The organism is Actinocatenispora sera (genome assembly GCF_018324685.1).
In the GTDB taxonomy this organism is placed as follows: domain Bacteria; phylum Actinomycetota; class Actinomycetes; order Mycobacteriales; family Micromonosporaceae; genus Actinocatenispora; species Actinocatenispora sera.
The window spans coordinates 5583792-5609588 of record NZ_AP023354.1; the positions used below are offsets into that span (position 1 = coordinate 5583792).

The 25797-nt window shown below is 73.3% G+C and carries 19 protein-coding genes; 7 read left to right on the forward strand and 12 right to left on the reverse strand.

The genetic code is table 11. From position 1 onward, the window contains the following. Nucleotides 1-32 precede the first annotated feature (32 nt). Nucleotides 33-1862 (reverse strand): acetolactate synthase large subunit, encoded by a 1830-nt coding sequence (locus tag Asera_RS26315; protein ID WP_030448178.1) that lies wholly within the window; start codon nucleotides 1860-1862, stop codon nucleotides 33-35. Nucleotides 1863-2247: 385 nt separating this feature from the next. On the opposite strand from Asera_RS26315, the gene ilvD reads away from it, so the two are divergent. After that, nucleotides 2248-4143, forward strand: a complete 1896-nt coding sequence (gene ilvD / locus Asera_RS26320) for a dihydroxy-acid dehydratase (RefSeq protein WP_030448179.1) — start codon at nucleotides 2248-2250, stop codon at nucleotides 4141-4143. Nucleotides 4144-4182: 39 nt separating this feature from the next. Here ilvD and Asera_RS26325 read toward each other — a convergent pair whose 3' ends face one another. Continuing rightward, nucleotides 4183-4818: a TetR/AcrR family transcriptional regulator gene (locus Asera_RS26325; protein ID WP_030448180.1), complete on the reverse strand. Its 636-nt coding sequence runs from the start codon at nucleotides 4816-4818 to the stop codon at nucleotides 4183-4185. Between the two features lie 94 nt (nucleotides 4819-4912). On the opposite strand from Asera_RS26325, the gene Asera_RS26330 reads away from it, so the two are divergent. Next, entirely contained in the window at nucleotides 4913-5905 is a 993-nt protein-coding gene (locus Asera_RS26330; protein ID WP_030448181.1) for a quinone oxidoreductase family protein, read from the forward strand. Between the two features lie 63 nt (nucleotides 5906-5968). Here Asera_RS26330 and Asera_RS26335 read toward each other — a convergent pair whose 3' ends face one another. The 3 genes from Asera_RS26335 to Asera_RS33685 all read right to left on the reverse strand — a co-directional run bounded on the left by Asera_RS26335 (nucleotide 5969) and on the right by Asera_RS33685 (nucleotide 7060). Beyond that, the gene (locus Asera_RS26335; RefSeq protein ID WP_030448182.1) at nucleotides 5969-6571 is read right to left on the reverse strand and encodes a hypothetical protein; all 603 of its coding nucleotides are present in this window, start codon (nucleotides 6569-6571) and stop codon (nucleotides 5969-5971) included. Nucleotides 6572-6641: 70 nt separating this feature from the next. Then, nucleotides 6642-6926, reverse strand: a complete 285-nt coding sequence (locus Asera_RS26340) for a ubiquitin-like small modifier protein 1 (protein WP_030448183.1) — start codon at nucleotides 6924-6926, stop codon at nucleotides 6642-6644. 5 nt (nucleotides 6927-6931) lie between these two features. Then, nucleotides 6932-7060: a hypothetical protein gene (locus Asera_RS33685; RefSeq protein ID WP_280529748.1), complete on the reverse strand. Its 129-nt coding sequence runs from the start codon at nucleotides 7058-7060 to the stop codon at nucleotides 6932-6934. A 1537-nt stretch (nucleotides 7061-8597) separates the two neighbouring features. Here Asera_RS33685 and Asera_RS26350 point away from each other — a divergent pair. Next, on the forward strand, nucleotides 8598-9548 hold the full coding sequence (locus Asera_RS26350; protein ID WP_051802688.1) for a helix-turn-helix domain-containing protein: 951 nt from the start codon (nucleotides 8598-8600) through the stop codon (nucleotides 9546-9548). A 44-nt stretch (nucleotides 9549-9592) separates the two neighbouring features. Here Asera_RS26350 and Asera_RS26355 read toward each other — a convergent pair whose 3' ends face one another. The 3 genes from Asera_RS26355 to Asera_RS26365 form a co-directional block, all read right to left on the reverse strand. Continuing rightward, entirely contained in the window at nucleotides 9593-11245 is a 1653-nt protein-coding gene (locus Asera_RS26355; RefSeq protein ID WP_030448186.1) for a class I adenylate-forming enzyme family protein, read from the reverse strand. Nucleotides 11246-11296: 51 nt separating this feature from the next. Next, nucleotides 11297-12649 (reverse strand): beta-ketoacyl-[acyl-carrier-protein] synthase family protein, encoded by a 1353-nt coding sequence (locus Asera_RS26360; protein ID WP_051802689.1) that lies wholly within the window; start codon nucleotides 12647-12649, stop codon nucleotides 11297-11299. Between the two features lie 252 nt (nucleotides 12650-12901). Continuing rightward, nucleotides 12902-15586 carry a putative bifunctional diguanylate cyclase/phosphodiesterase gene (locus Asera_RS26365; protein WP_084132306.1) on the reverse strand — a complete coding sequence of 895 codons (2685 nt, stop codon included), beginning with the start codon at nucleotides 15584-15586 and terminating at the stop codon, nucleotides 12902-12904. A 217-nt stretch (nucleotides 15587-15803) separates the two neighbouring features. On the opposite strand from Asera_RS26365, the gene Asera_RS33325 reads away from it, so the two are divergent. Both Asera_RS33325 and Asera_RS26375 read left to right on the forward strand, forming a co-directional pair. Continuing rightward, on the forward strand, nucleotides 15804-16844 hold the full coding sequence (locus Asera_RS33325; protein ID WP_051802691.1) for a PadR family transcriptional regulator: 1041 nt from the start codon (nucleotides 15804-15806) through the stop codon (nucleotides 16842-16844). 144 nt (nucleotides 16845-16988) lie between these two features. Then, nucleotides 16989-17555: a PH domain-containing protein gene (locus Asera_RS26375; protein WP_157035035.1), complete on the forward strand. Its 567-nt coding sequence runs from the start codon at nucleotides 16989-16991 to the stop codon at nucleotides 17553-17555. 119 nt (nucleotides 17556-17674) lie between these two features. On the opposite strand, the gene Asera_RS26380 is transcribed toward Asera_RS26375, so the two are convergent. Next, entirely contained in the window at nucleotides 17675-18613 is a 939-nt protein-coding gene (locus tag Asera_RS26380) for an NADP-dependent oxidoreductase (RefSeq protein WP_030448191.1), read from the reverse strand. 164 nt (nucleotides 18614-18777) lie between these two features. On the opposite strand from Asera_RS26380, the gene Asera_RS26385 reads away from it, so the two are divergent. Together Asera_RS26385 and Asera_RS26390 are read left to right on the forward strand one after the other, a co-directional pair. Then, nucleotides 18778-19935, forward strand: coding sequence for a PQQ-dependent sugar dehydrogenase (locus Asera_RS26385; RefSeq protein ID WP_030448192.1), 1158 nt, complete (start codon nucleotides 18778-18780; stop codon nucleotides 19933-19935). Between the two features lie 126 nt (nucleotides 19936-20061). Then, complete coding sequence (locus Asera_RS26390; protein ID WP_169745883.1) at nucleotides 20062-21675, forward strand: metallophosphoesterase; 1614 nt, start codon at nucleotides 20062-20064, stop codon at nucleotides 21673-21675. 51 nt (nucleotides 21676-21726) lie between these two features. Here Asera_RS26390 and Asera_RS26395 read toward each other — a convergent pair whose 3' ends face one another. From Asera_RS26395 to gatA, 3 genes are all read right to left on the reverse strand, one after another. Further along, nucleotides 21727-22629 (reverse strand): SMP-30/gluconolactonase/LRE family protein, encoded by a 903-nt coding sequence (locus tag Asera_RS26395; protein ID WP_030448194.1) that lies wholly within the window; start codon nucleotides 22627-22629, stop codon nucleotides 21727-21729. A gap of 165 nt (nucleotides 22630-22794) precedes the next feature. Further along, entirely contained in the window at nucleotides 22795-24294 is a 1500-nt protein-coding gene (gene gatB, locus Asera_RS26400; RefSeq protein WP_030448195.1) for an Asp-tRNA(Asn)/Glu-tRNA(Gln) amidotransferase subunit GatB, read from the reverse strand. Further along, nucleotides 24291-25784, reverse strand: coding sequence for an Asp-tRNA(Asn)/Glu-tRNA(Gln) amidotransferase subunit GatA (gatA, locus tag Asera_RS26405; RefSeq protein WP_030448196.1), 1494 nt, complete (start codon nucleotides 25782-25784; stop codon nucleotides 24291-24293). Before gatA ends, gatB begins: the two co-directional genes overlap by 4 nt. Nucleotides 25785-25797: the final 13 nt, after the last annotated feature.

The window sequence follows — 25797 nt, forward strand, 5'->3', positions numbered from 1 at the left end:
CCGTGCCCATGATTCGCTCCACTTCGTTTCGCTCATAGGTCGTCCTCATCGAAGGCGGGGCGGACACCCCGGGCGAACAGGATGTCGTCGTTGCCGACGCCGGGCGGCACCATCGGCCACACCATGGCGTCCTTGCCGACCACGAACTCGGCGACCACCGGCCGGTCGTCGATGTCCATCGCCTGCTTGATCGTGGCGTCCACGTCGTCGGCCGACTCGGCCCGCAGCCCCACGCAGCCGAGCGCGTCGGCCAGCTTGACGAAGTCGGGCACCCGGTGCTTGTGGGTACCGAGGTCGGTGTGCGAGTAGCGGCCGTCGTAGAACAGCGTCTGCCACTGCCGGACCATGCCCAGGTTGCCGTTGTTGATCACGGCGACCTTGATCGGGATGCCCTCCAGCGCGCAGGTGGCGAGCTCCTGGTTGGTCATCTGGAAGCAGCCGTCGCCGTCGATGGCCCAGACGGTACGGTCCGGCCGGCCGGCCTTCGCCCCCATCGCCGCGGGCACCGCGAACCCCATGGTGCCGGCGCCGCCGGAGTTGATCCAGGTACCGGGCTTCTCGTACGAGATGAACTGGCTCGCCCACATCTGGTGCTGGCCCACGCCGGCGACGTAGATCGCGTCCGGGCCGACCAGCTCGCCCAGTCGCTGGATCACGTACTGCGGGGCGAGCGTGCCGTCCGACGGCTCCTCGTAGCCCAGCGCGTACCGCTCGCGCAGGTCGCGCAGCTGCGCCCACCAGGCGGACAGTTCCGGGCCCTCGCCGCCGTTGTCGGCGATCTCGGCCCGCATCGCGGTCAGCAGCTCGGTCAGCACCCACTTGGCGTCGCCGACGATCGGCACGTCGGCGTGCCGGTTCTTACCGATCTCGGCCGGGTCGATGTCGGCGTGTACCACCGTCGCGTCCGGCGCGAACGAGTCAAGCCGGCCGGTCACCCGGTCGTCGAAGCGGGCGCCGAGGGCGACGATCAGATCGCTGCGCTGCAGCCCGTACACCGCGCTGACCGAACCGTGCATGCCGGGCATGCCCAGGTGCTGCGGGTGCGAGTCGGGGAACGCGCCGCGCGCCATCAGGGTGGTCACCACCGGGATGCCGGTCAGCTCGGCCAGCTCCCGCAGCTGGTCGGTGGCGTGCGCCTTGAGCACCCCGCCGCCGACGTAGAACACCGGCCGCTGGGCGGTGCGCATCAGCCGCGCCGCCTGGCCGATCTGCTTGCCGTGCGGGTGCGTCGTCGGGTGGTAGCCGGGCAGGTCCAGCGCCGGTGGCCAGCTGAACGTGGTCTGCGCCTGCAGCACGTCCTTCGGGATGTCCACCAGCACCGGGCCGGGCCGGCCGGACAGCGCCAGGTGGAACGCCTCGGCGACCACCCGGGCGATCTCCGCCGGGTCCTTGACCAGGTAGTTGTGCTTGATGATGGGCAGCGTGATGCCGCAGATGTCGGCTTCCTGGAACGCGTCGGTGCCGATCAGGGCGGTGCTCTGCTGCCCGGTGATCGCCACCACCGGCACCGAGTCCATGTACGCGTCGGCGAGCGGCGTGACGAGGTTGGTCGCGCCAGGCCCGGAGGTCGCCATGCAGACGCCCACCTTGCCGGTGGCCTGCGCGTACCCCTCGGCGGCGTGGCCGGCGCCCTGCTCGTGCCGGACAAGTATGTGCCGGATCTTGGTGGAGTAGAACAGCGGGTCGTAGGCCGGCAGGATGGTGCCACCGGGGATCCCGAAGACGACCTCGGTGTCCAGCGCCTCGAGCGCGGCGATGAGTGCCTGGGCGCCGGTCATGGGAGTGCTGGTACCGGTGCCGCCGGGGCGGGGGGCCGGGCGGGCGGCCCGACTGGCCGCCGGCGGGGTTGCGGGTTTCGTCATCGCAGTCCGATCCGGGTTGACGGTGAGCTTCAGGTGGACGGCGTGCTTCGGGCCACGGCCCCCGGCGGCCGGGCAGGTCGACCGAAGGCAAAAAGAAGGCCTGCGTGCCACACGCACACAGGCCGCGCACCGTCACCGGAGTGACGGTGCGCTAAATAAGTACTACGAGGACGTGCCGACTCGACTGCATGAGCTAACTCTGACGCATCCCAGCGCTCCCGTCAACCAGTCTCACATCGTGGTTCACGCCACTTCTCGCCGGGCAGATCCCCTGGTTCCCACGCTCGTTGAAGGCTGAATGAGGGTTAAGTAAGTGTCCCGAGTGGTGGAACGAACGACCCGGGTCGGTGTTCACCGGCCGGTTTCGCGTGACAGACTGTCCGCCATGGCTGAACTGAGGTCGCGGACCTCCACCGCGGGACGCAACATGGCCGGCGCCCGGGCGCTGTGGCGGGCCACCGGGATGACCGACGACGATTTCGGCAAGCCGATCGTCGCGATCGCCAACAGCTTCACCCAGTTCGTACCCGGTCACGTGCATCTCAAGGACCTCGGGCAGCTCGTCGCCGGCTCGGTCGCCGAGGCCGGTGGCGTCGCCAAGGAGTTCAACACCATCGCGGTCGACGACGGCATCGCGATGGGCCACGGCGGCATGCTCTACTCGCTGCCGTCCCGCGAGCTGATCGCCGACGCGGTCGAGTACATGGTGAACGCGCACTGTGCCGACGCCCTGGTGTGCATCTCCAACTGCGACAAGATCACGCCGGGGATGCTGATCGCCGCGATGCGGCTCAACATCCCCACCGTGTTCGTCTCCGGCGGGCCGATGGAGGCCGGCAAGACGGTCGCGATCGAGGGCATCGTGCACGACAAGATCGACCTGATCGACGCGATGATCGCCTCCGCCAACGACTCCGTCACCGATGACCAGCTCGACTCGATCGAGCGGTCCGCCTGCCCGACCTGTGGCTCGTGCTCCGGCATGTTCACCGCCAACTCGATGAACTGCCTGACCGAGGCGATGGGGCTCGCCTTGCCCGGCAACGGTTCCACGCTCGCCACGCACAGCGCGCGCAAGGCGCTGTTCGAGCGCGCCGGTCGGACCATCGTCGACCTGGCCAACCGGTACTACGGCAAGGACGACGAGTCGGTGCTGCCGCGCTCGATCGGCAGCCGGCAGGCGTTCGAGAACGCGATGGCGCTCGACGTGGCCATGGGCGGGTCGACCAACACCGTGCTGCACCTGCTCGCCGCGGCCCGCGAGGCCGGGCTCGACTTCGGCGTCCGCGACATCGACGCGATCTCCCGCCGGGTGCCCTGCATCGCCAAGGTGGCGCCGTCGGTCGCGAGCGGAGCGAGCAAGGACGGCGCTGCGGGCCCGGTCCGGATTTATCACATGGAGGACGTGCACCGGGCCGGCGGCATCCCCGCGATCCTGGGCGAGCTGGACCGCGGCGGGCTGCTGCACCGCGACGTACACGCGGTGCACGCCGACACGCTGGACGAGTGGCTGTCCCGCTGGGACGTGCGGGCCGCCGAACCCGCGCCGGAGGCGGTCGAGCTGTACCACGCGGCGCCCGGCGGGGTGCGCACCACCGAGGCGTTCTCCACCGACAACCGGTGGGACCGGCTGGACACCGACGCCGAGCACGGGTGCATCAGGGACGTGGCGCACGCGTACACCGCCGACGGAGGGCTCGCCGTGCTGCACGGCAACATCGCCGTGGACGGCTGCGTGGTCAAGACCGCGGGGGTACCGGAGGAGGTCTGGACGTTCCGCGGCCCGGCGAAGGTGTTCGAGTCGCAGGAGCAGGCGGTCGACGGGATCCTCGACAAGACCGTGCAGCCCGGCGACGTCGTCGTCATCCGGTACGAGGGCCCCAAGGGCGGGCCGGGCATGCAGGAGATGCTGCACCCGACCTCGTTCCTGAAGGGCCGCGGGCTGGGAAAGGCGTGCGCGCTGATCACCGACGGCCGGTTCTCCGGCGGGACCAGCGGGCTGTCGATCGGCCACATCTCCCCCGAGGCGGCCGGTGGTGGGCTGATCGCGCTGGTGCGCACCGGCGACGAGATCGCGATCGACATCCCGAACCGGTCCATCGAGCTGCTGGTCGACGACGCCGAGCTGGCCCGGCGCCGGGCCGCGCAGGAGGCGCGGGAGCGGCCGTACACGCCGGTCGACCGGCAGCGCACGGTGTCCGCGGCGCTGCGCGCGTACGCGGCGATGGCGACCGCGGCGAGCGACGGCGCCTACCGCGACGTGGACCAGATCGCCCGCTGACGACGGCTCCGGCCGGCGAGCCACGGCGCACGGCCGCGGTCAGTGGCCCGGGGCCGCGAGCAGGTCGGTGACCAGGCGGCGCATGGTGTCCCGGACCCGGCCGGCCGCACCGTCGGCAAGAAGCGTCCGGATCGGCGGGGCGTGCAGCGAGCCGAGCAGTACGTGCCCGACCAGTTCGGCATCCAGGTCCGGGCGGGCCTCGGCGATCAGCCCGGTGAGGTGCTCGTACCACCAGGCGTAGGCGTCAGTGGCGGCCTGGGTCGCGGTCGCGTCGTGGTCCTCCGGCTCGGCGCGCTGCGCGGCGGCGGATCGTTGCGGGCCGGCGGCGGCGTACTCGTAGGCGGAGATCAGCACGCTGTTGCGGCTGGCGACGTCGACCACGGCATCGAAGAACGCGGTGAGCCGCTCGACGGCGGGCGCGCCCGGGCCGAGCGGCGGCGGTCCGGTACGGATCCGCCGGGACAGGTCGTCCATCCGCTCGTCCACCAGCGCCCGCAGCAGGCCGGCGCGGCTGCCGAACCGCCGGAAGACCGTGCCCTTGCCGACTCCGGCGGCGGCCGCGACGGCGTCGACCGAGACGTGCTCGGCGTCCTCGCGGGCGAGCAGTTCCTCGGTGGCGCGCAGGATCGCGGCACGGTTGCGGGCCGCGTCCGCCCGCTCGGCGCCGATCGCCATGCTCACCCCACTAGCGGACCAACGGTCCGGATAGTATCGTCGACAGCAAGCGGACCGTCAGTCCGCTTGATTCTTGTTCTCGAAGGGGAAGCATATGCGTGCGATCGTGCTGCACCGGACCGGCGACCCGGACGTCCTGCAACCCGCCGATCTCCCGGCGCCCGAGCCCGGCCGCGGTGAGGTGCTGGTACGCACGGAGGCCATCGGCACGCACTTCGCCGAGACCCGGCTGCGGGCCGGCACGCTGCCCGGGATGCCGGCGGCACTGCCCGCGGTACCGGGGTTCGAGGCGGCCGGCGTGGTCACCGCGGCCGGACCGGACGTCGACACCGCGCTGGTCGGCGCCCGCGTCGCCGCCATGGCGGTGGGCGGCAGCGGCAGCTACGCCGAGTACCTGACGGTGCCGGTCAGCGGCGTGGTCCGGCTGCCCGCCGGCGTCTCGGCACTCGACGCGGTCGCCGTCGCCACCCCGGGGGCGGTGGCGCTCGCCCTGGTCCGTACCGCCCGGCTGACCGGCACCGAGCAGCTCCTGGTCGAGGCGGCGGCCGGCGCCGTCGGCGGCTACCTGCTGCAGTTCGCCACCGAGGCCGGCGCAGGCCGCATCGTCGCCACCGCCGGTACCCCCGCCAAGCGCGAGCACGTCCTCGACCTCGGCGCCGACGTGGCGGTCGACCACCGCCGACCCGGCTGGCCGGAGCGGGTCGCCGAACTCGCCCGCGCCGACGGGCGACGCGGGCTCGACGTGGTCTTCGAGTCGATCGGCGGCGCCTCGGTCGGCGCGCTGCTGGCCGCGATGGCGCCCGGCGGCCGGATCCTGCTGTACGGCAACCTGTCCGACCAGCCGGCCGCGATCGGCGCCGGTGACCTGCTGCCGCGCGGGCTGACGCTGATCGGGTGCAGCGGCGCACCCGGCGACGGCGCCTGGTACGACACCACTCTGGCGGCCCGCGACGAGGTGCTGGAACGGTTGGCGCGCAAGCAGATCCGGCCGCTGATCGACAGCGTGCTGCCGCTCGCGGATGCGGCCGAGGCGCACCGCCGGCTGGAGGCCGGCGGCAACACCGGCAAGATCATCCTCGTGCCCTGACCCGGCGCAGCGGCGAGCCCCGGCACGCCGCTGACGCCCGCGTGCCGCGCCGGCCGGCCGCGCTCAGGCCGAGACGAACTTCGGCTCGTGCAGGTCGATGTAGTGGACGTCGTCCAGGTGCGACATCTCCTCGTCGATGATCCGGGCCGCGTCCGGCGGCGGGGACTTGCGCTCGGCCTTCCGCGCCTCGGCCTCGCTCGTGAAGGCCACCGTCTCGGTGAAGTACCCGTCCTCGTCGATGGCAACGGTCGCGCCCACGACATCCGGGCGGTACCGGGAAATCATCTCGCCGGACTGCTCGACCAGCGTGTGCAGCCTCTCCCGGCCGTGCACGCGACCCTGGATCACCTGCACGAACCCGGCATCGTCCCGGCCGCCGGAGAGCACCGTCGTGACGTCGTGGCAGTCGTGGAACGTGGCGCCGTCGACGAAGTTGCGCTCCATCCGCGACCACCAGTCCGACTGCTCCGCACGCCGGCTGTTGCGCTCGGCCGCCTCGGCGGACTCGAACCGGACCAGGATCACGCAGGTACCGTCCGCGCTGATCCCGTACGTCGAGCCGAGGAAGCCGATGGCACCCGGTTCGATCTCCTGGTGCCACTGTTCCAGCGTTGCCATGGTCGCGTCCGCGTCGCTGACCTTGCCCTGGATGATCTGCATGAACATGTCGCTCACCCCCGCAACTTCCACGGTAGAGGCGAGCGACCGCCAGCACCTCCGTCAATCAGCGCACTCGTCAACCGCCTGCCACCGACGGGATCACGTGCAGTTCGGCGCCCGCCGGGACGGGCGTGTCGAGGCCGGCGAGACCGCGGCATTCCGCCCCGTTGACGTAAAGGTTCACGTATCGGCGCAGGGTGCCTTGCTCGTCCCGGAGGCGACGATCCAGTCGCGGGTAGCTCGCGGCCAGCCGGTCGAGGGCTCCGCGCAGCGTGGTGTCCGGCGGCAGGTCGAGCGACAGGTGACCGGAGCCGCCGGCATCGGCCCGCAGCACACCGGGAAGCAGCACGGTGACCGTCATCGTCCTCACCCCACCACGGCGGCCCGGACGCACAGCACGTCGGGCAGGTGCGCGGCGATCTGCTGCCAGTGCTCCCCCTCGTCCGGGCTGGCGAACACCTCGCCGGACCGGGTGCCGAAGTAGACGCCGGGCACCGGCGCATCGTCCACCCCATCGCGTCGCGCAGCACGGTCGGGTAGAACCGCTGCTGGGGCAGGCCCTCGGTGAGCGCGGTCCAGCTGCCGCCCGCGTCCTCGCTGCGGTACACCCGGCAGGCCGCCTCCGGCGGGATGCGGTACTCGTCGGCCTGGATCGGGAAGTTGTAGACCACGCCCGGCCGGTGCGGATGCGACACCATCGTGAAGCCGAAGTCCGACGGCAGCCCGTCGGCGATCGAGGTCCACGCCGCCCCGCCGTCGTCGCTGCGGTAGACGCCATGGTGGTTCTGCGCGAACAGCTGGTCGGGCCGGTCCGGATGACGGGCCACCTTGTGCACGCACTGGCCGAACTCCGGGTACTCGTTCGGCAGGAACTTCGCCCGGATGCCGTGGTTGTTCGCCTGCCAGCTGGCACCGCCGTCGGTGGTGGTGTAGACGCCGCCGGTCGACATCGCCACCACGACCCGGTCGGCCTCGTGCGGATGCGGCAGCACCGTGTGCACCGCCTTGCCACCGAACCCGGGCGTCCACTCCGGCCGGTGCGGGTGGTCCCACAGGCCGCGGACGAACTCGAAGCTGCGGCCGCCGTCCTCGGACCGGAACAGCGCCGACGGCTGCACGCCCGCGTACACGACGTCGGGCTGGTCGGTGGGGCCGGGGGCCAGCTGCCACACCTGTTCCAGGCTGGCCTCGGTGTCGTCCGGGAAGGCGATCGGCGCGTCGGCCGGCTCCTGCCAGGTCGCGCCGAGGTCGTCGCTGACCGACACCCCGGGACCCCAGTGCTGGCTCGCGCTCCCGGCCAGGATGCGGGGCCGGGCGCCGCGGGTGTCGATCATCGCCGCGTAGACCGCGTGCATCGGGAAGTGCGGTCCGGTGAACTCCCAGTGGCTCCGGTCGCCGCTGGTGGCAAGGAACAGGCCCTTGCCGGTGCCGATCGCCAGCGCAACGGTGCCGGCGGCCGAACCGTGCTGTGCTGTCATCGTGGTCACCCTCTCCCGCCGGTGACCGCGTCGCCCCGGCCCGGCGTGCACGAAACGTGGCCGCTAGTATGCGCCGGCCCTCCGACAGCTTTCGCCCGAACGAGCGACCTCGCGCGACGGCACCGGTGGGTACCGCCGCGCGAGGTCCGGGGATCCAGCGTGGTCATGAGGCTCGGTACCGCACCGGCCCGGTGGCGTGGTGGTGGACCGACAGAGCCAGGACCAGCCACCGAGGGTCATGCTCAACGAGCCGTGGGACAGCGGGCCGGGCGTGGAGCCGCCGGGCTGGTCACGATGGCGGCGAGCGCCAGGGCGGCGGTCATCCCCACACCGGCGAGCCGTAACAGAATACGGTGGGGCATCTGCCCCTCCTCGTGCCGAGATCCACAAGATGGACGAAAGGCGACATCGATGAAAGGTGACATGTCGCATCTTGTCGGCCCAGGCGGGCGGGCGGAACCGCCGCACGCGGCGGGAAGGTGTCGGCGGCGGCATCCCGCCGGGATCGCAGCGGCCGACGGGAGGCCGACGGGGACGGTGTTCGGGAGGAAGTCATGTTCGAGACGTTGGGGCTGTCCACCGCGGCCGAGCAGCTCTACCTGGAACTGCTGGAGCGGCCCGGCGCCCGCCCGGACGCCCTGACCCGGTCCGACCGGGATCCCGACGCCGTCGGCGCCGCGATCGGCGAGCTGCGCGGGGCCGGACTGCTGCTGCCCGGTCCGGGCTGCACCGCGGTCGCGCCGGACGTCGCGGTCGAGCTGCTCGCGCACCGCCAGGAGGAACTGCTGCGCCGGGCTCGGGCCGCGGTCGAGCCGCTGCTGCTGCGCTACCGCCAGGTCGGCAGCCCGGATCCGGTCGAGCTGGTGGCCGGCAGCGAGCAGGTGTCACTGCGCTACGAGCAACTGGTTCGCTGCGCCCGCAAGGAGATCCTCGGCTTCGACAAGCCGCCGTACGTGGTGCCCGTGCGCGATCTCGGCATGGAGCTGGCGAGCCTGGGCCAGCGGGTGCGCTACCGCGCCGTGTACGCGCGGCCCGCGCTGACCATGCCCGGCCGGCTGTCCGATGTGGACACCCTGAAGAACGCGGGCGAGCAGGCCCGGATCCTGCCCGACCTGCCGTTCAAGCTGCTGATCGTGGACCGCCGGTGGGCGATGGTTCCGGTCAGCGAGGGCACCGAGGTGGAGCGCGCGATGGTGGTCCGGCCGTGCTCGCTGCTCGATGCGCTCGTCGCCACCTTCGACTCGTACTGGCAGCGCGCGGTGCCGTTCGGCGACGCCGGCCGGGCGAGCACCACCGGCGGCCGGGCCGCGCCGGACGATCTCTCCGAGGCCGACCGGCAGGTACTGGCGCTGCTCGCCACCGGGCTCACCGACGAGCGGATCGCCGCGCACCTGGGCCTCGGCCTGCGTACCGTGCAGCGCCGGGTGCGCGGTCTGATGGACCGGCTCGGCGCCGGAAACCGCTTCCAGGCCGGCCTGCAGGCCGCCCGCACCGGGCTGCTCTGAGCAGCACCGGTCGGGCGCGGCGCTCAGGGCCGTTCGAGCAGCGCTCAGGGCCGTTCGAGCAGCACGGTGGCACCCTCGTCGGCCAGTTCGGCGCGGATCAGGTAGTGCATCTTCTTGCCGGTGGCGGTGCGCGGCAGCTCGTCGACGAACCGGTACGCCCGCGGGCGCTTGAAGTCGGCCAGCATCGGATGCTCGCGGCAGTGCCGGTCGCATTCGGCCGCGGTCAACCCCTCCCCCGCCGGCTGCACGTACGCGACGACCAGCTGGCCCCACCGCTCGTCCGGGATGCCGACCACGATCGAGTCGGCGACCAGCGGATGCTCGTTGAGTACCTCCTCGACCTGCACCGGGTGGACGTTCTCGCCGCCGGAGATGATCATGTCGTCGCGGCGGCCGACGACCGTGACGAACTCCTGCTCGTCCCAGGTGCCGAGGTCGCCGGAGTAGAGCCAGCCGTCCCGGAACCGGGCGGCCTGCTCGGCAGCGTTGTTGACGTAGGAGTAGCCGGACTTGACCGAGCGCATGATGATCTCGCCGGTCTCGGTGCCGTCCTTGGCCACCGTGTCGGTCGGGTCCGTCGGCCGGTCGTCGTACACCTTGACCACCGCGACGTCGTCGTCGGTGCAGGCCCGGCCGGCGCTGCCGGCGTGCTCGGGCAGGTCGCCGGGGCGCAGGAAGGTGTTCCAGAACGCCTCGGTGGTGCCGTACCCGTTGAAGATGCGCGGCGTGAGCACCTGCTGGTAGCGCAGGCACGCGGCCCGCTCCAGCGGCGCGCCCATCGTCACCACGCCGCGCAGCGTGGACAGGTCCCGCGGGTTCTTCTCCTGCGCGTCGGCCAGCATCGCGAGGTTGGTGGGCGCGCCGATCAGGTACGTCAGGCCGTGCTCGGCGACCATGTCCAGGCACGCGTCCGGATCGAACTTGCGCATCGTCACCCCGGCCGCGCCGGCGTAGAAGATCGCGTTCGGGCCGCCCGGCGAGATGCCGCCGCGGTGGAACCACGGCGTCATGTTGAGCGTCCGGTCGGTCGGGTCCAGCGGGAAGTGCATGATCACGTCGTGCGCGGTGAGCACCTCGGCGACGCTGGGCAGCGACACACCCTTCGGCATCCCGGTGGTACCCGAGGTGTACAGCCGCACCGTCTCGTCGAAAGCGCCGGCCGGGTGCGCCGGTACCGCGCCGTCGGCCGGCAGCCCGTCGGCGAGCAGGTCGTCGAACGCGGTGATCCCGTCGGGTGCGGGCGCCTCCGCGGTCGCCGCCGCGACGATCGCCGGGACGTGCCCCGCGCGCTCCAGCGCCGCGACGGCCATCGGCGCGATCGCCGCGTCGAACACGTAGCCGACGGGCTCGCTGTCGTCGAGCACGTGCGCGGTCTCGCCGGCGGAGAACCGGAAGTTGATCGGTGCGGCGATCGCGCCGAGCTGCTGCGCGGCGAGGTAGCACAGCGCGAACTCGCTGCCGTTGAACAGCTGGAAGACCAGCACGTCGCCGGGCGCCACGCCGCGCGCGGCCAGGCCGGCGGCGAGCCGGTTCACCTCGGCGCCCAGCTGCGCGTACGTGTAGGACCGGTCGCGCGCGGTGTCGTGCAGCGCGAGTTCGTCGGCGAACCGGTGCACGTTGCGCCAGAAGCCGGACAGGAACGTGAAGTGCTGCTCGAAGACCGCGCGGTAGGCGGTCGGATCGTAGGTGTAGGACACGGTTGCCTCTCAACACCAGTCGGGCCGGCGCCGCCGGCGCTGTCGCGGGGATCAGTCGGGTCGGGTGAAGACCGCGACGCAGTTCTGGCCGCCGAAGCCGAACGCGTCCGCGATCGCCGCGGACACCGGCAGCGTCCGGGCCGCGTGCGGTACGTAGTCCAGGTCGCACTCCGGATCCGGGGTGTCCAGGTTGATCGTCGGCGGCACCCGGCCGTCCCGGACGGCGAGCGCGCAGACCATCGCGCCGAGCGCGCCGGCCGCGCCGATCATGTGGCCGACCATCGACTTCGGGCTGGAGATCGCCAGCCGGTCGGCGGCCGAGCCGAACGCCGCGTGCAGCGCCGCCGTCTCGGTCCGGTCGTTCGCCCTGGTCCCGGTGCCGTGCGCGCAGACATAGTCCACCTCGTCGGGTTTGACGTCGGCGTTGCGCAGCGCGCCGGTGATCGCCGCGGTGGCCTGCGCCGCGGTCGGATCGGGCGCGCTGACGTGGAACGCGTCCGCGGTCAGCGCGCCACCGGCGAGCGTCGCGTACGGCGCCGCGCCGCGCCGCGCCGCGTGCTCGGCGGACTCCAGTACGGCGAGCACGGCGCCCTCGCCGAACACGAAGCCGTCCCGGTCGGCGTCGAACGGCCGGCTCGCCGCCGCCGGATCGTCGTTGCGGGTGGACAGCGCGCCCATCCGGCCGAGCCCGGCGAACATCACCGGGGTGATCGCCGCGTCGGTACCGCCGCAGATCACCACGTCCGCCTCGCCGGCCGCGATCAGCCGCCGCGCCTCGACGAACGCGTACAACCCGCTCGCGCAAGCCAGCGCGCTCGCCGTCACCGGTCCGTGCACGCCCAGGTCGATGGCCACCTCGCAGGCCGGCATGTTGGTCAGCGACGAGGCCACGAAGTACGGCGAGATGTGCCGCTCGTCGCCCGCGAGCAGCTGCCGGGTCGCGCCCTCGATCGTGTCGAACCCGGCGACCGCGGCGTTGACGATCACCCCGACCCGGTCCGCCGGTACCGCGTCGGGGTCCGGCCGGGTGCTCGCGGGCGCTGGACCGGCGTCGCCCGCGGCGCGCGCCGGGGCCGGTTCGCCGGCCGTCGCCGCGGTGCCGATCCGCAGCCCGGCGTCGGCGACCGCCTCGCGGGCCGCGGCGACCGCGAACCGGGTGAACCGGGCCGAGCGGCGCAACCGCTTGCCGGTCAGGACCGCGGCCGGATCGAAGTCGCGCACCTCGGCGGCGATCCGGACCGGCGCCCCGGCCGGGTCGAACGCGGTGATGGGGCCGACGCCGGACCGGCCGGCGAGCAGGGCACGCCAGGTGCTCTCCCGGTCGTTGCCGACCGGCGTCACCGCACCGAAGCCGGTGACGGCGACGCCGCGGGGCGCGCCCGCGGCGGATCCGGCGGCGGTCATGGCCGCCTGCTCGCCTTCGGCATCGAGCGCCTTCCTTCCTCGACCGCGGGCCACCGCCCGACATGCAGTTTCTCCGGACGTTACCCGCGCGAGCGGCTCCCGGGACGGTCCACACGGGTATAACTTGTCACGGCCGTAGCCTTCACATGGCGGACAAACCGACCAGCTGGGCAGGATCCCGGGCGAGTGAATGCGCGCGATGCCGGCACGGCGCCGTCGGTCGACGCCCCGCCGGGCCGCACGATCGGCCTGTCACTCCACAGTGGATGGACCGATGACCCGGGGAACGCCGTCGGAGTGCAGGTCGAAGAACGCCTCCACGTGCTCCACCGGCATCGGCCGGCCGAACAGGTACCCCTGGGCGTAGCCGCAGCCCGCCGCGGCGAGCGCGGCCACCTGCTCCGCGGTCTCGACGCCCTCCGCCACCACCGACATGCCGAGCCGCTCGCCGAGGCGTACCACGATCTCGGCGAGCGGCGCGGCCGGCGCACCCGGACTGACCGGCTCCGCGATCAGCGCGCGGTCGGCCTTCAGGATGTCCACCGGCAGCCGGCGCAGGTAGGTCAGCGCGCTGTGCCCGGTACCGAAGTCGTCCAGCGCCACCCGGACGCCGAGCTCCCGCAACCCACCGAGGGTGCGTACCGCGGCCGGCACGTCGGCCACCACGTCCGCCTCGCCGGCCTCCACGATCAGCGCCTCCGGCGGCACCTCGTACGCGTCGAGGACCGCGGCGACCTGGGCGACGAAGTCCGGCTCGCGCAGCTGGACCGCCGAGAGGTTGACCGCCACCTGTACCGGCCGGTCGTCGGCACGCCAGGTGGCCACCCGCCGGCAGGCCTGGTGCAGCACCCAGCCGCCGATCTCGTCGATCAACCCGGCCGCCTCCGCGATCGGGACGAACTCCTCCGGGTTCACCGTGCCCAGCTGCGGGTGCCGCCAGCGCAGCAACGCCTCCACCGCCACCGGGCGCCGGTCGCCGACCGCCACGATCGGCTGGTACAGCAGGTCGAGCTCGCCGCGCCGGTCCGCGCCGGGCAGCTCCGCGGTCAGCATCGAGCGACGCATCAGCTGCACCTCCAGCGACTCGTCGTAACGCTCGGACCTGTTGCCGCCCAACGTCTTCGCCCGCCGCATCGCCACGTCCGCGCCGGCCACCAGCTCGTCCGGCGTGGCGGTCGGGACGAACTCGGCCACCCCGGCGCTGGCCCCGAGCAGCACCCGGCCGCCGCCCACCGCGTACGGCTCGGCCAGCACGCCGATCAGCCGGGCCGCGACCCCGTCCGCGGTCGCCGGGGCGCAGCCGACCAGTACCGCGAACTCGTCGCCGCCGAGCCGCGCCAGCACGTGGTCGGGCGCCAGCGCCGCGCGCAGCCGCCGCGCCACCTCCACCAGTACCGCGTCGCCGACCTCGCGACCGCGGGTCTCGTTGACCTCCTGCACCCCGGACAGGTCGAGCACCAGTACGCAGCCGCGCCACGGGTGCGGCCGGTCATGCAGCTCGGCGAGGGTACGCAGCAGCGCCCGCCGGTTCGGCAGCCCGGTCAGCGGGTCGCTGTAGGTCAGCCGGCTGACCTGGTGGGTCAGCTCGCGGTTCGCGCTGACATCGCGCAGGTGCACCACCACCCCGGCCACCGCCGGCTCGTCCCGGTGGTCGGTCGCGCTGGACTCGGTGAACCGCCAGGTACCGAAGCCGTCCCGGAGCCGGCCGCTGACCAGCACCCGGGCGTCCGGCGGGTCGACCAGCAGCTCGCGCAGCTGCTCGGCCAGCGACGGCGCATCCTCCGGGTGGAACAGCGCGCTGAACGGTCGGCCCAGCACCTCGGCATCGGACAGCCCGAACCGGCGGGCCGCGGCCGGCGATTGCCAGCGCACGATCAGGCTCTCGTCCAGCACCATCGTCACGTCGTCCGAGCCGGCCACGATCGACCGGAACCGCGCCTCCTGCTCGGCCAGCTCGGCGGCGTAGCAGCGCACGTCGAACACCGCGAAGGCCTCCCGGCCGGCCACGGTGAGCACCACCAGCACGGCCACCCCGGCCGAGTAGGTGCCGAAGGTCCCGACGGTGGCGAGGTGGTACACGGTGGCGACCACGGCGAGCGCGACCGGCACCGACAGCAGCGGCATCCCGGCGAACGAGCTCGGCTGGGTCACGCCGGTGGTGTCGGTGCGCGTGCCGCTGCGGGAGGCGCCGAGGAAGATCAGCGCCGGCCCGGCCACGGTGCCGGCGGCGGCCGCGAACAGCGCGGCCGGGGGGACGCGCAGTAGCACCAGGACCACCAGTACCGCCTGGCCCAGCAGCACCAGCGCGACGCCCGCGCCGCAGGCGAGCGCCGCCCGCCGGTAGCGGAAGGCGCGGGCGCTGATCAGTACCGTGCAGGCCAGCGACACCGCCGCGACCAGCCAGACGAGGACGGCAAGCAGCACCCGGGGTCCGGACGGGCCCAGCCCGTCGCCCTCCAGCGGCACGATCACGAGCAGCCAGGCCGCGTAGAACACGCTGATCCCGATGCCGAACCCGTCCAGCAGCCGGCGCAGCCGGATCCGCCAGTTCGGCGCCGTACCGGGCAGCATCAGCAGGCCGAGCAGGCACAGTGCGGCCGAGATGGTGAAGCCGATCGCGAGCAACCGGGCGCCCCAGCCGTGCGGTACGGCGGCGAGCACGACCAACGCGGCGCCGGCGGCGAGCGAGCCCAGCGCCAGCATGCCGGCGCCCCGGCAGGCACCGTGCGGCAGCACCAGCGCCAGCCGCACCAGCAGCACGGCGCACAGCACCGGGCCGACGCCGATCGCGGCGAGCGCGGCGCGGGCCGGCAGCACGCCGGCGAGCGCCGCGAGGATGGCCCACCCGTACACCACCGGGGCGACCGACAGGAGCACCCAGGCTGCCGTCGACCAGCCGGAGTGTCGCAACGCCCGCGAGATGGCCGTCGTCGTCATCCGCCGTCAACCCCTCTCCGCGAGGCCCGCGTGCGCGCCGGGTGCGGCGTGCGGCCCACGCCCGCGTCCCCCTGTCGGGTGCACAGTCACCGACACAGGTGACAACGAGTCGGGGAACGCGTGGTTCCGGTCACGTTTGCAGAACCCTCGACAGGCCGATCATCGCGATATATCGTCGAACCATCGCGACCTGTTCCGATCAATCGAGGAGACGCGCATGTTCTCGCCGCACCACGGCCACGGGCCGCACCCGGCCGGTGCGCCGGTTCCGCCGGGCGCCCGGCCGTTCCACGACGCCCGCTTCGGTCCGCACCCCACGAACGCGCCGCCCCCCGTGCCGCCGCATCCGGCCCCGCCCCCGGACCGCGCCCACCCGGTCCCGCCGGCGGACTGGGTCCACCCGGTCCCGCCAGGACCGCCGGCCGGCTGGGGCCACTCCGACCCGCCGGGGCCGCCGTACGGGTGGCCGCCACATCCGGGCGCGCCACCGGAGGCGCCCGCACCGCCCGACGAGGCCGCGGACCCGTTCGACTCGATCGAGCCCGAGCCCCCGGCCGGCGACGAGCCGGGCTGGCGCCCCGCCGGCGACGAGCCGGGCTGGCGCTCCGCCGGCGACGGCGGCCCGCCCGTACCGCCGGTGCCGCCCGGCCCGCCGCCCGCGCCCGGTTTCGGCCCGAACCCCGGACCCGGCTTCGGCCCGCCGCCCGGCTTCGGCCCGCCCGGCCCCGGGTTCGGCATGCCCGGGTTCGGCGGCCCGGGGCCGTACGGGCCGGGGTTCGGTCCGGGTGCTCCGCGACGCGGCGCGCGGGTCCGGCGCGGCGACGTGCGGGCCGCGGTCCTCGCGCTGCTCGCCGAGCAGCCGCGCAACGGCTACCAGCTCATCCGCGAGATCGCCCGCCGCTCCGGCGGCGTCTGGCGGCCGAGCCCCGGGTCGGTCTATCCGGCGCTGTCCCAGCTGACCGACGAGGAACTGGTCGAGGAGTCGGGCAGTGCGCGGCGCCGCGAGTTCGACCTCACCGACGCGGGCCGAACGTACGTGCAGGAGCACCCGGACGAGCTGGCCGCACCGTTCGCCAACGCCGCCGAGGCGGCGTCGGACGAGCCGACCGAGCTGTGGCAGTCGCTCGCCGCGGTGCACGCCGCCACCGGCCAGGTGGTGCACGCCGGCACGCCCGAGGCGGTCGACGCCGCCCGGCGGGTGCTCGACCGGGCACGTCGGGACATCTACCGCATCCTCGCCGGGGATGCCGACGACTGAGCCGCCGGGCCCGGTGCGGGCCGGAGGAAGGGGCTCCGCCGGCCGCACCCGGGGGCGGCTACCGGCCGGGCCGGGGCACGGATGCCGCCGGCCCGCGCCGGGTCGGCTACCGGACCGCCGGGTGGGAGTGCGACGATGGGCGACGTGGCAACAGACGTGACCGCCCGCTTCCGCTACAACGCGGCCATGCCGATCGCGGCGTTCGTGGCGCTGTGCGGCACGGTTCCGCTCACCGTCGCCGGGTGGCCGTTCGCCTTCGTGCTGCTCATCCCGTTCGCCGTGCTGGTGTGGGGCTGGCGGGCCGGGGTGGACGTGCGCGGCGGGCGGCTGGTCGTGCGGTGGCCGGTCGGGTCCCGCACCATCGAGCCGGCCGACATCCGTGGCTTCACGATCACTCACCGGAGGGTCAGCGCGGTGCTGGCCGACGACCGGGCGGTGTGGCTGCCCGCGGTGCCCGGTACCCGGGTGCCGGTGCTCGCCGAGGCGCTCGGCCTGCGGGTGGCCGGGGCCCCCGCGGCCGCGGAGGCCGACGATGAGGGCCCCGGCGAGCCGGCCGAGCAGGCCGCCGACACCGCCGCCGACGAGGTCACGGCGTCCGACGAGGCCACGGCGTCCGACGAAGCCACGGTGTCCGACGAGGGCGCGGCGTCCGACGACGACGCGGCACCGGCCACCGGCGCCGGCGCGCGGCCGTCCACACCCGCGCGCTGACGTCGCTCGAACGCGCCGGCCCGCCGTTGTCCACACCCGCGCGCTGACATCGCTCGAACGCGCCGGCCCACCGCCGCTCGCGAAGGGCGCGCCCGTCGCCGAACAGCAGCCGCGGCCGGTCAGAAGGTGAGCACGAGGCGGCCCCGGGTGCCGCCGGCGGCGAGCCGGCGGTGCGCGTCGGCGGCCCGGTCGGCCGGGTACGTGTCGGCGACCCGCGCGGTGAGCACGCCGGCCTCGGCGGCCCGGCGCAGCCCGTCGAGCACATCGGTCCGGTGCGCCGCCGCGGCGACCCTGATGCGGTGCACGGTGATCCCGCGCCCCGGCTCGCCCTCCCAGTACCGGAGCGAGGCGATGCCGCCGCCGTCGGCCACCGCCGGCACGATCAGCTCGTCCAGCACCGCCGCGTCGATCAGGCCCGGCACCCCGTCCGGCGCCTCGTTCCGGAACCGCTGCGCCACGTCCTCGCCACGGTCCACCACGACGTCCGCGCCGAGCGCGGTGATCAGCTTCCGGTCCGCGGGCGCCGCGTCGGCGAGCACCCGCAGGCCACGCTCCCGGCCGAGCTGGATGGCGTACCCGCCGACCGCGCCGGCCGCGCCGGTCACCGCGAGGGTGTCGCCCGGCCGCAGCGCGAGCGCGTCGAGCGCGAGCACCGTCGTCAGCCCGTTCATCGGTACGGTCGCGGCCTCGACCAGGCTCAGCCCCGCGGGTACCGGGACCGCCTGGGCGGCCGGCACCACGAGCAGCTCGGTGTAGGCGCCCTTGGTCGGGCTGGTGGGGACCGCGATCGCCATCACCTGCTCACCGACCGCGCGCCCGGTGACGTCGGCCCCGACCTCGTCGATCGTGCCGGCGGCGTCCATGCCCGGGACGTACGGCGGGTCCTGCGCGGTGAGCCGGGCACGGTGGCCGCCGGCGCGCAGCCCCGCGTCGGTGGGGTTGACGGCAGCCGCTGCGACCCTGATCCGTACCTGCCCCGGGCCGGCGTGCGGCTCCGGCACGTCCAGGCTGCGCAGCTGTTCGGGCCCGCCGAACTCGGTCACACCGACGACCTTCATCGAGGTCCCCTCCCACGATCGCGCCTCATGTTCGACAACTATCGAACCATAGCGCACGGGCAGGGCAGCGCATCGCCGGTGGGCACTGCGAGCCGGCCCGCCACCCGTACGGCCACGTCGCGGGCGGTCAGCCGGTGCCCAGGCGCGGGTCCTAGGCTGGCGGGGTGACGACCCACGCCCTCCGCCGGCGGCTGGCGGCCGCCGGACTCGCCGGACTGCTCACCGTGCTGGCCAGCGCCGGCTGCGCGTTCGGGCCGCCGAACGAGGAAGACCAGGGCACGCCGCCGAAGCTGCCGAGCCCGTCGGTGTCGTCGGACTCCGACGACGGCGGCGCCACCGTGCAGGTGATCGCGAAGCGGCTGACCGTCCCGTGGGGCATCGCCTTCCTGCCCGACGGGTCGGCGCTGATCACCGAACGAGACAGCGGCAAGATCCTCAAGCTCAAGTCCCGCGGCGGCAGCGTGGCGAAGCCGACGACCGTACAGACGATCAAGCAGTCGGTGCACGACGGCGAGGGCGGGCTGCTGGGCATCGCGGTCTCGCCGAAGTACGCCACCGACAAGACGGTCTTCGTCTACTACTCGACCGCCGAGGACAACCGGATCGCCAAGCTCAAGCTCGGTGGTACCCCGAAGCCGATCGTCACCGGCATCCCGCACGCCTCGGTGCACAACGGCGGCGCGCTCGCGTTCGGCCCGGACGGCTACCTGTACGCCGGCACCGGCGACGGCACCGAGACCAGCAACGCGCAGGACAAGTCCAGCCTGGGCGGCAAGATCCTGCGGATGACCACCGGCGGCAAACCCGCGCCGGGCAACCCGTTCGGCGACTCGCTGGTCTACTCCTACGGGCACCGCAACGTGCAGGGCCTCGCCTGGGACCGCGGCAAGCGGCTGTACGCGACCGAGTTCGGCCAGGACAGGTGGGACGAGGTCAACCTGATCAAGCCCGGCAGGAACTACGGCTGGCCCAAGGCCGAGGGCAAGAGCGGCAACTCCGCGTACACCAACCCGCTGGAGACGTTCAAGCCCTCGCAGGCGTCCTGCTCCGGCGCCGCGATCTCCGGCTCGATCCTGGTGACCGGCTGCCTTGCCGGCCAGCGGGTGTACCTGATGCAGCTCGACGGCAAGGGCGGCATCCTCGGCGCACCCCAGCACACGCTGGACAAACAGTACGGGCGGCTGCGGGCGGTGGTGGCCGCGCCGGACGGCACGCTGTGGGTGTCCACCTCCAACAAGGACGGTCGCGGCTCGCCGATCGGCGACGACGACCGCATCCTGCGGCTGGTGATCTCGGGCGGCAACAAGGTGGACAAGAGCTGACTCCACGCCGCGATTTGGCGACGGTACGTCACGGCAGCGCGGGGCGCCCCGCGTGTGAAGTGGTAGCGGTCCGCACTTCGCGGCACCATGGGGGCCGGCCGTGCCGCCAACCCGACGGAGTTCAGCGTGACCAGTGACCCGCACCGCGTGGCGGCGTCCGCCGCGGGAGTCGCCGAGGCACTTCAGCCGGCCACCCGCCGGTTGCGCACCGGCGCCGGGCGGGTCCGCGCGGCGCTGTCCAGCCGGCCCGGACGGATCACCTGCCGGTACCTGTTGATGCTGGTGGTGACGCTGATCGGGATGGCCGGCGGGCTGCTGCTGGGTGGCCAGCGATCGGCCGCGGTCGGCCCGTTCCAGGCGCACCTGGCGATCACCCCGAGCCTGGTCGGCGACACCAAGGTGCAGATCCCGCCGCTCGGGTCGCTGTCGCTGGACAGCCACGACGGGCCGCTGCACCTGACCATCAACCTCGGTTCGCTGGACCGCAAGCGGGCCGAGGCGCTCGTCAGCGACCCGAACGGGATCGCCGCGGCCAGCCAGCACGCGATCGGCGACCTCAAGCACGGCATCGAGCTGCTCGCCATCCAGGCCGGTGCGTCGGCGCTGCTCGGCGGGGTGGTGCTGAACGCGCTGGTGTTCCGCCGGTGGCGGCGCACCGCGATCGCGGCCGGGATGTCGGTGCTGCTGCTCGCCGGCGCCGGCGCCTGGACCGCCGCCTCGTTCCGGCCGCAGTCGATCGAGGAGCCACGGTACGAAGGGCTGCTGACGATGGCGCCGGCGGTGGTCGGCGACGCCCGCAACATCGTGAACAACTACGGCCAGTACTCCCAGGAGCTGCAGCGGCTGGTCGACAACGTCGCCAAGCTGTACGGCACGGTCTCCAACCTGCCGGTCTACGAGCCGAGCGAGGGCACCACCCGGGTGCTGCACATCTCCGACATGCACCTCAACCCGGCCGCCTGGGGCGTGGTCGAGACGGTCGTCAAGCAGTACAACATCGACCTCGTGGTGGACACCGGCGACATCGTCGACTGGGGCTCCAAGCAGGAGGACGCCTACATCGCCAACGTCAAGAACATCAAGGTGCCGTACGTGTACGTGCGCGGCAACCACGACTCGCCGGCGACCGCCGCCGCGGTACGCAAGCAGGGCGCGATCGTGCTGGAGAACCAGGTGCGCGCCGTCGACGGGATCACCTTCGCCGGCATCGGCGACCCCCGGTTCACCCCGGACAAGGACACCGAACCGGCCAACCCGAACGACCCGGAGCCGAAGGACCTCACCGTCGAGGAGTCCGGCAAGCAGCTCGCCGGCACGATCCAGGGGTACGACAAGGACCACGTCGACGCGCCGGTGAACGTGGCGCTGGTGCACGACCCCGGTGCCGCGCCGGCGCTGGCCGGCAATGTACCGCTGGTGCTCGCCGGGCACCTGCACCACCGCGAGACGCGCAACCTGGGCAGCGGTACCCAGCTGATGGTGGAGGGGTCGACCGGTGCCGCCGGGCTGCGCGGGCTGGAGCCGAAGACGCCGACGCCGCTGGAGCTGTCGGTGCTCTACTTCGACACCCAGCACGCGCTCAAGGCGTACGACGAGATCAGCGTCGGCGGCACCGGACAGTCCGAGGTGACGCTGCAGCGGCACATCGTCGGGGACGGCAAGCCCGGCGAGTCGCCCTCCCCCAGCGGCTCGGGCTCGGGCTCGCCGTCCGGCGCGTCGTCACCGACGCCGCGCCGCTGACGGCTCCTCGCCGTCCGTCCCGGCGCACCGGCCGGCCGCCCGCGGCGCCGGTCAGCGCAGGCCGTTGATGGTGAGCCGCAACGAGTACACCGAGGTGCTGGCGGTGACGAACAGGTGGTTGCGCTTCGGCCCGCCGAACGTGAGGTTCGAGACGATCTCCGGCAGCCGCAGCTTGCCGATCAGGTCGCCGTCGGCGGCGAAGCAGTGCACCCCGTCGTGGGCGGCCGCCCACAACCGGCCCGCGTCGTCGAACCGAATGCCGTCGAACGAGCCGGCGTCGCAGTCGGCGAACACCTCGCCGCCGCCCAGCATCCCGCCGCCGAGCACCTCGTCGGTCACGTCGAACCGGCGGATGTGCTTGCGCGGCGTGTCGACGATGTACAGGCTCGTCCAGTCCGCGTCGAACGCCAGGCCGTTGGGGCGGTGGAAGTCGTCGGCGACGACCCGGACGGTGCCGTCCGGGTCCAGCCGGTACACGTGGCAGGCGCCGATCTCGCTGTCGGCGCGGTTGCCCTCGTAGTCGCTGGAGATGCCGTAGTCCGGGTCGGTGAACCAGACCGAGCCGTCCGGGTGCACCACCACGTCGTTCGGGCTGTTGAACCGCTTCCCCTGGTACCGGTCGGCCAGCACCGTGACGCTGCCGTCGTGCTCGGTCCGGGTCACCCGGCGGTTGCCGTGCTCGCAGCTGACGAGCCGGCCCTGCCCGTCCCGGGTGTGCCCGTTGGCGTACCCGGCCGGCGCCCGGAAGACACCAACGGCACCGGTCGTTTCGTCCCAGCGCAGGACCCGGTCGTTCGGGATGTCGCTGAAGATCAGGTAGCGCCCGGCCGGGAAGTACGTCGGGCCCTCCACCCACCGGCATCCGGTGTGCAACCGCTCGACCCACTCGTCGCCGTTGACCGGGCGGAACCGCTCGTCCAGCACCTCGAACTCGGTCCGAATGAGGTCAGCCATGGTCCCTCCACGCACGTCGGCGACGGCCTGTCACGCTATCCCACCCGCGCGGCGAAACGGCGACGGCCCGGCGTCTCCCGCGAGACGCCGAGCCGTCGGGCGTCCCCACGAGACACCGAGCCGTCGGGCGTCTCCCCCGAGACGCCGAGCCGTCGGGCGGGCTCGCTACTGCGCGCCGAGCCGGGCGATGATCAGCTCGCGCACCGACTTCGCGTCGGCCTGGCCGCGGGTCGCCTTCATCACCGCGCCGACCAGGACGCCGGCGGCGGCCACCTTGCCGTCGCGTACCTTCGCGGCGACGTCCGGGTTGGCCGCGATCGCCTCGTCGACGGCGGCGGTCAGCGCGCCGGTGTCGTTGACGACCTCCAGGTTGCGGGCCGCCATGACCTCGGCCGGGGTGCCCTCGCCGGCCAGCACGCCGGAAAGCACGGTACGGGCCAGCTTGTCGGTCAGCCGGCCGCCGTCCACCAGTGACTGGAGTTCGGCGACGTGCGCGGGGGTCGCGGTCAGCTCGGCGAGCTCGGCGTCGTGCTCGTTGGCGTAGCGGGACAGCTCACCCAGCCACCACTTGCGGGCCGACTCCGGGCTCGCGCCGGCCGAGACGGTCGCCTCGATCAGGTCGAACGCGCCCGCGTTGTCGATCGCCTGCATGTCCAGCTCGGACAGGTTCCACTCGGACCGCAGCCGGGCGCGCTTGGCGGCCGGCAGCTCGGGCAGCTCGGCACGCAGCTTGTCCACCCATGCGCGCTCCGGAGCGAGCGGCACCAGGTCGGGCTCCGGGAAGTACCGGTAGTCGGTGGCGGTCTCCTTGACCCGTCCGCCCATCGTCTCGCCGGTTGCCTCGTTGAAGTGCCGGGTCTCCTGGTGGATGACGCCGCCGCCGTCCAGCACCTCGGCCTGCCGCCGCATCTCGAACCGGACCGTACGCTCCACGCTGCGCAGCGAGTTGACGTTCTTGGTCTCGGTGCGGGTACCGAACTCGGTCGCACCGATCGGCATCAGCGAGACGTTCACGTCGGCGCGGATCGAGCCCTGGTCCATCCGCGCGTCGGACACGCCCAGCGCGCGGACGATGTCGCGGATGGCCGCCACGTACGCCCGGGCGATCGCCGGCGCGTCGGCGCCGGCGCCGACGATCGGCTTGGTGACGATCTCCACCAGCGGGATGCCGGCCCGGTTGAAGTCCAGCAGCGAGTGGGTGGCTCCGTGGATGCGGCCGGTGGCGCCGCCCACGTGCAGCGACTTGCCGGTGTCCTCCTCCATGTGCGCGCGCTCGATGCCGATCGTGACCGGCTTGCCGTCCACCTCGACGTCGATCGAGCCGTCGAAGCAGATCGGCTCGTCGTACTGGCTGGTCTGGAAGTTCTTCGGCATGTCCGGGTAGAAGTAGTTCTTCCGGGCGAACCGGCACCACTGCGCGATGTTGCAGCCCAGCGCCAGGCCGATCTTGATCGCCGACTCCACGCCGACCGCGTTGACCACCGGCAGCGCGCCGGGCATGCCGAGGCACACCGGGCAGATCTGGGTGTTGGGCTCGGCGCCGAACGTGGTCGGGCAGGAGCAGAACATCTTCGTCCGGGTCCCGAGTTCGACGTGCACCTCCAGCCCCATGACCACCTCGTACCGGCTCAGCACGTCGCTGAGGTCGCTCACTGCCGTGGTCATGCCGTCACCTCCGGGGTCTGGTCCGCCAGGCGCGGGGACTGGGTCGACTCCAGCGCCGCGGCCACCCGGTACATCCGGTCGTCGGCCATGGTCGGCGCCATGATCTGCAGGCCCACCGGCAGCCCCTCCGACAGTCCACAAGGGACGGAGATGGCCGGCCCGCCGTACAGGTTGGACGGGATCGTGTACAGATCCGCGAGGTACATCTGGGTCGGGTCGGCGGTGCGCGAGCCGAACGGGAACGCCACGAACGGCGTGGTCGGCGCGGCCAGCACGTCGACCTGCTCGAACGCGGCGGTGAAGTCGCGGGTGACCAGCGTGCGCACCTTCTGCGCCTGGCCGTAGAAGGCGTCGTAGTAGCCGGCGGACAGCGCGTAGGTGCCGAGGATGATCCGCCGCTTGACCTCCGGGCCGAAGCCGCGGTCGCGGGTCAGCGACATGACCTCCTCCAGCGCGCGGCTGCCATCGTCACCGACCCGCAGGCCGTAGCGCACGCCGTCGAACCGGGCCAGGTTCGACGAGCACTCGCTCGGCGCGATCAGGTAGTAGGCGGGCAGCGCGTACTCGAAGTGCGGGCAGCTGACCTCGACCACCTCGGCGCCGAGCTTGGTCAGCGTCTGCACGCCGGCCTCGAACGCCGCCACCACACCCGGCTCGGCGCCCTGCGCCGCGGCGAACTCGCGCACCACGCCGACCTTCACCCCGGTCAGGTCGCCGGTCAGGCCGCGGCGGGCCGCCTCGACGACCGGCGGTACCGGGGCGTCGATGCTGGTGGAGTCGCACCGGTCGTGGCCGCCGATGACCTCGTGCAGCAGCGCCGCGTCGGTCACCGTCCGGGTCACCGGGCCGGCCTGGTCCAGCGACGAGGAGAACGCGATCAGCCCGTACCGGGAGACGCCGCCGTAGGTGGGTTTCGCGCCGACGGTGCCGGTCACCGCGCCGGGCTGGCGGATCGAGCCGCCGGTGTCGGTACCGATGGCGAGCGGCGCCTCGCGGGCCGCGACCGCCGCGGCCGAGCCGCCGCCGGAGCCGCCCGGGATCCGGCCGGTGTCCCACGGGTTGCAGGTCGGCCCGTACGCGGAGTATTCGGTGGACGAGCCCATCGCGAACTCGTCCATGTTGGTCTTGCCCAGGACGACCAGGCCCGCCTCGCGCAGCTTGCGCACCAGCGTCGCGTCGTACGGCGGGAGCCAGTTCTCCAGGATCTTCGAGCCGGCGGTGGTCGGCATGTCCTGGGTGACGATGATGTCCTTGACCGCGATCGGGACCCCGGCCAGCGGGCCGAGCTTCTCCCCCGCCGCGATCCGCCGGTCCACCTCGGCCGCCTGCGCCACCGCGGACTCGCCGGCCACGTGCAGGAACGCGTGCACGGCGGGATCCACCGCGTCGATGCGATCCAGGTGGGCCCGGGTCACCTCGACCGCGGACGTCTCGCCGGCGGCGATCGCCGCACCCAGCTCCTCGGCCGTCCGGCCGGTCAGCTCACTCATGCCCGCTCCCCAC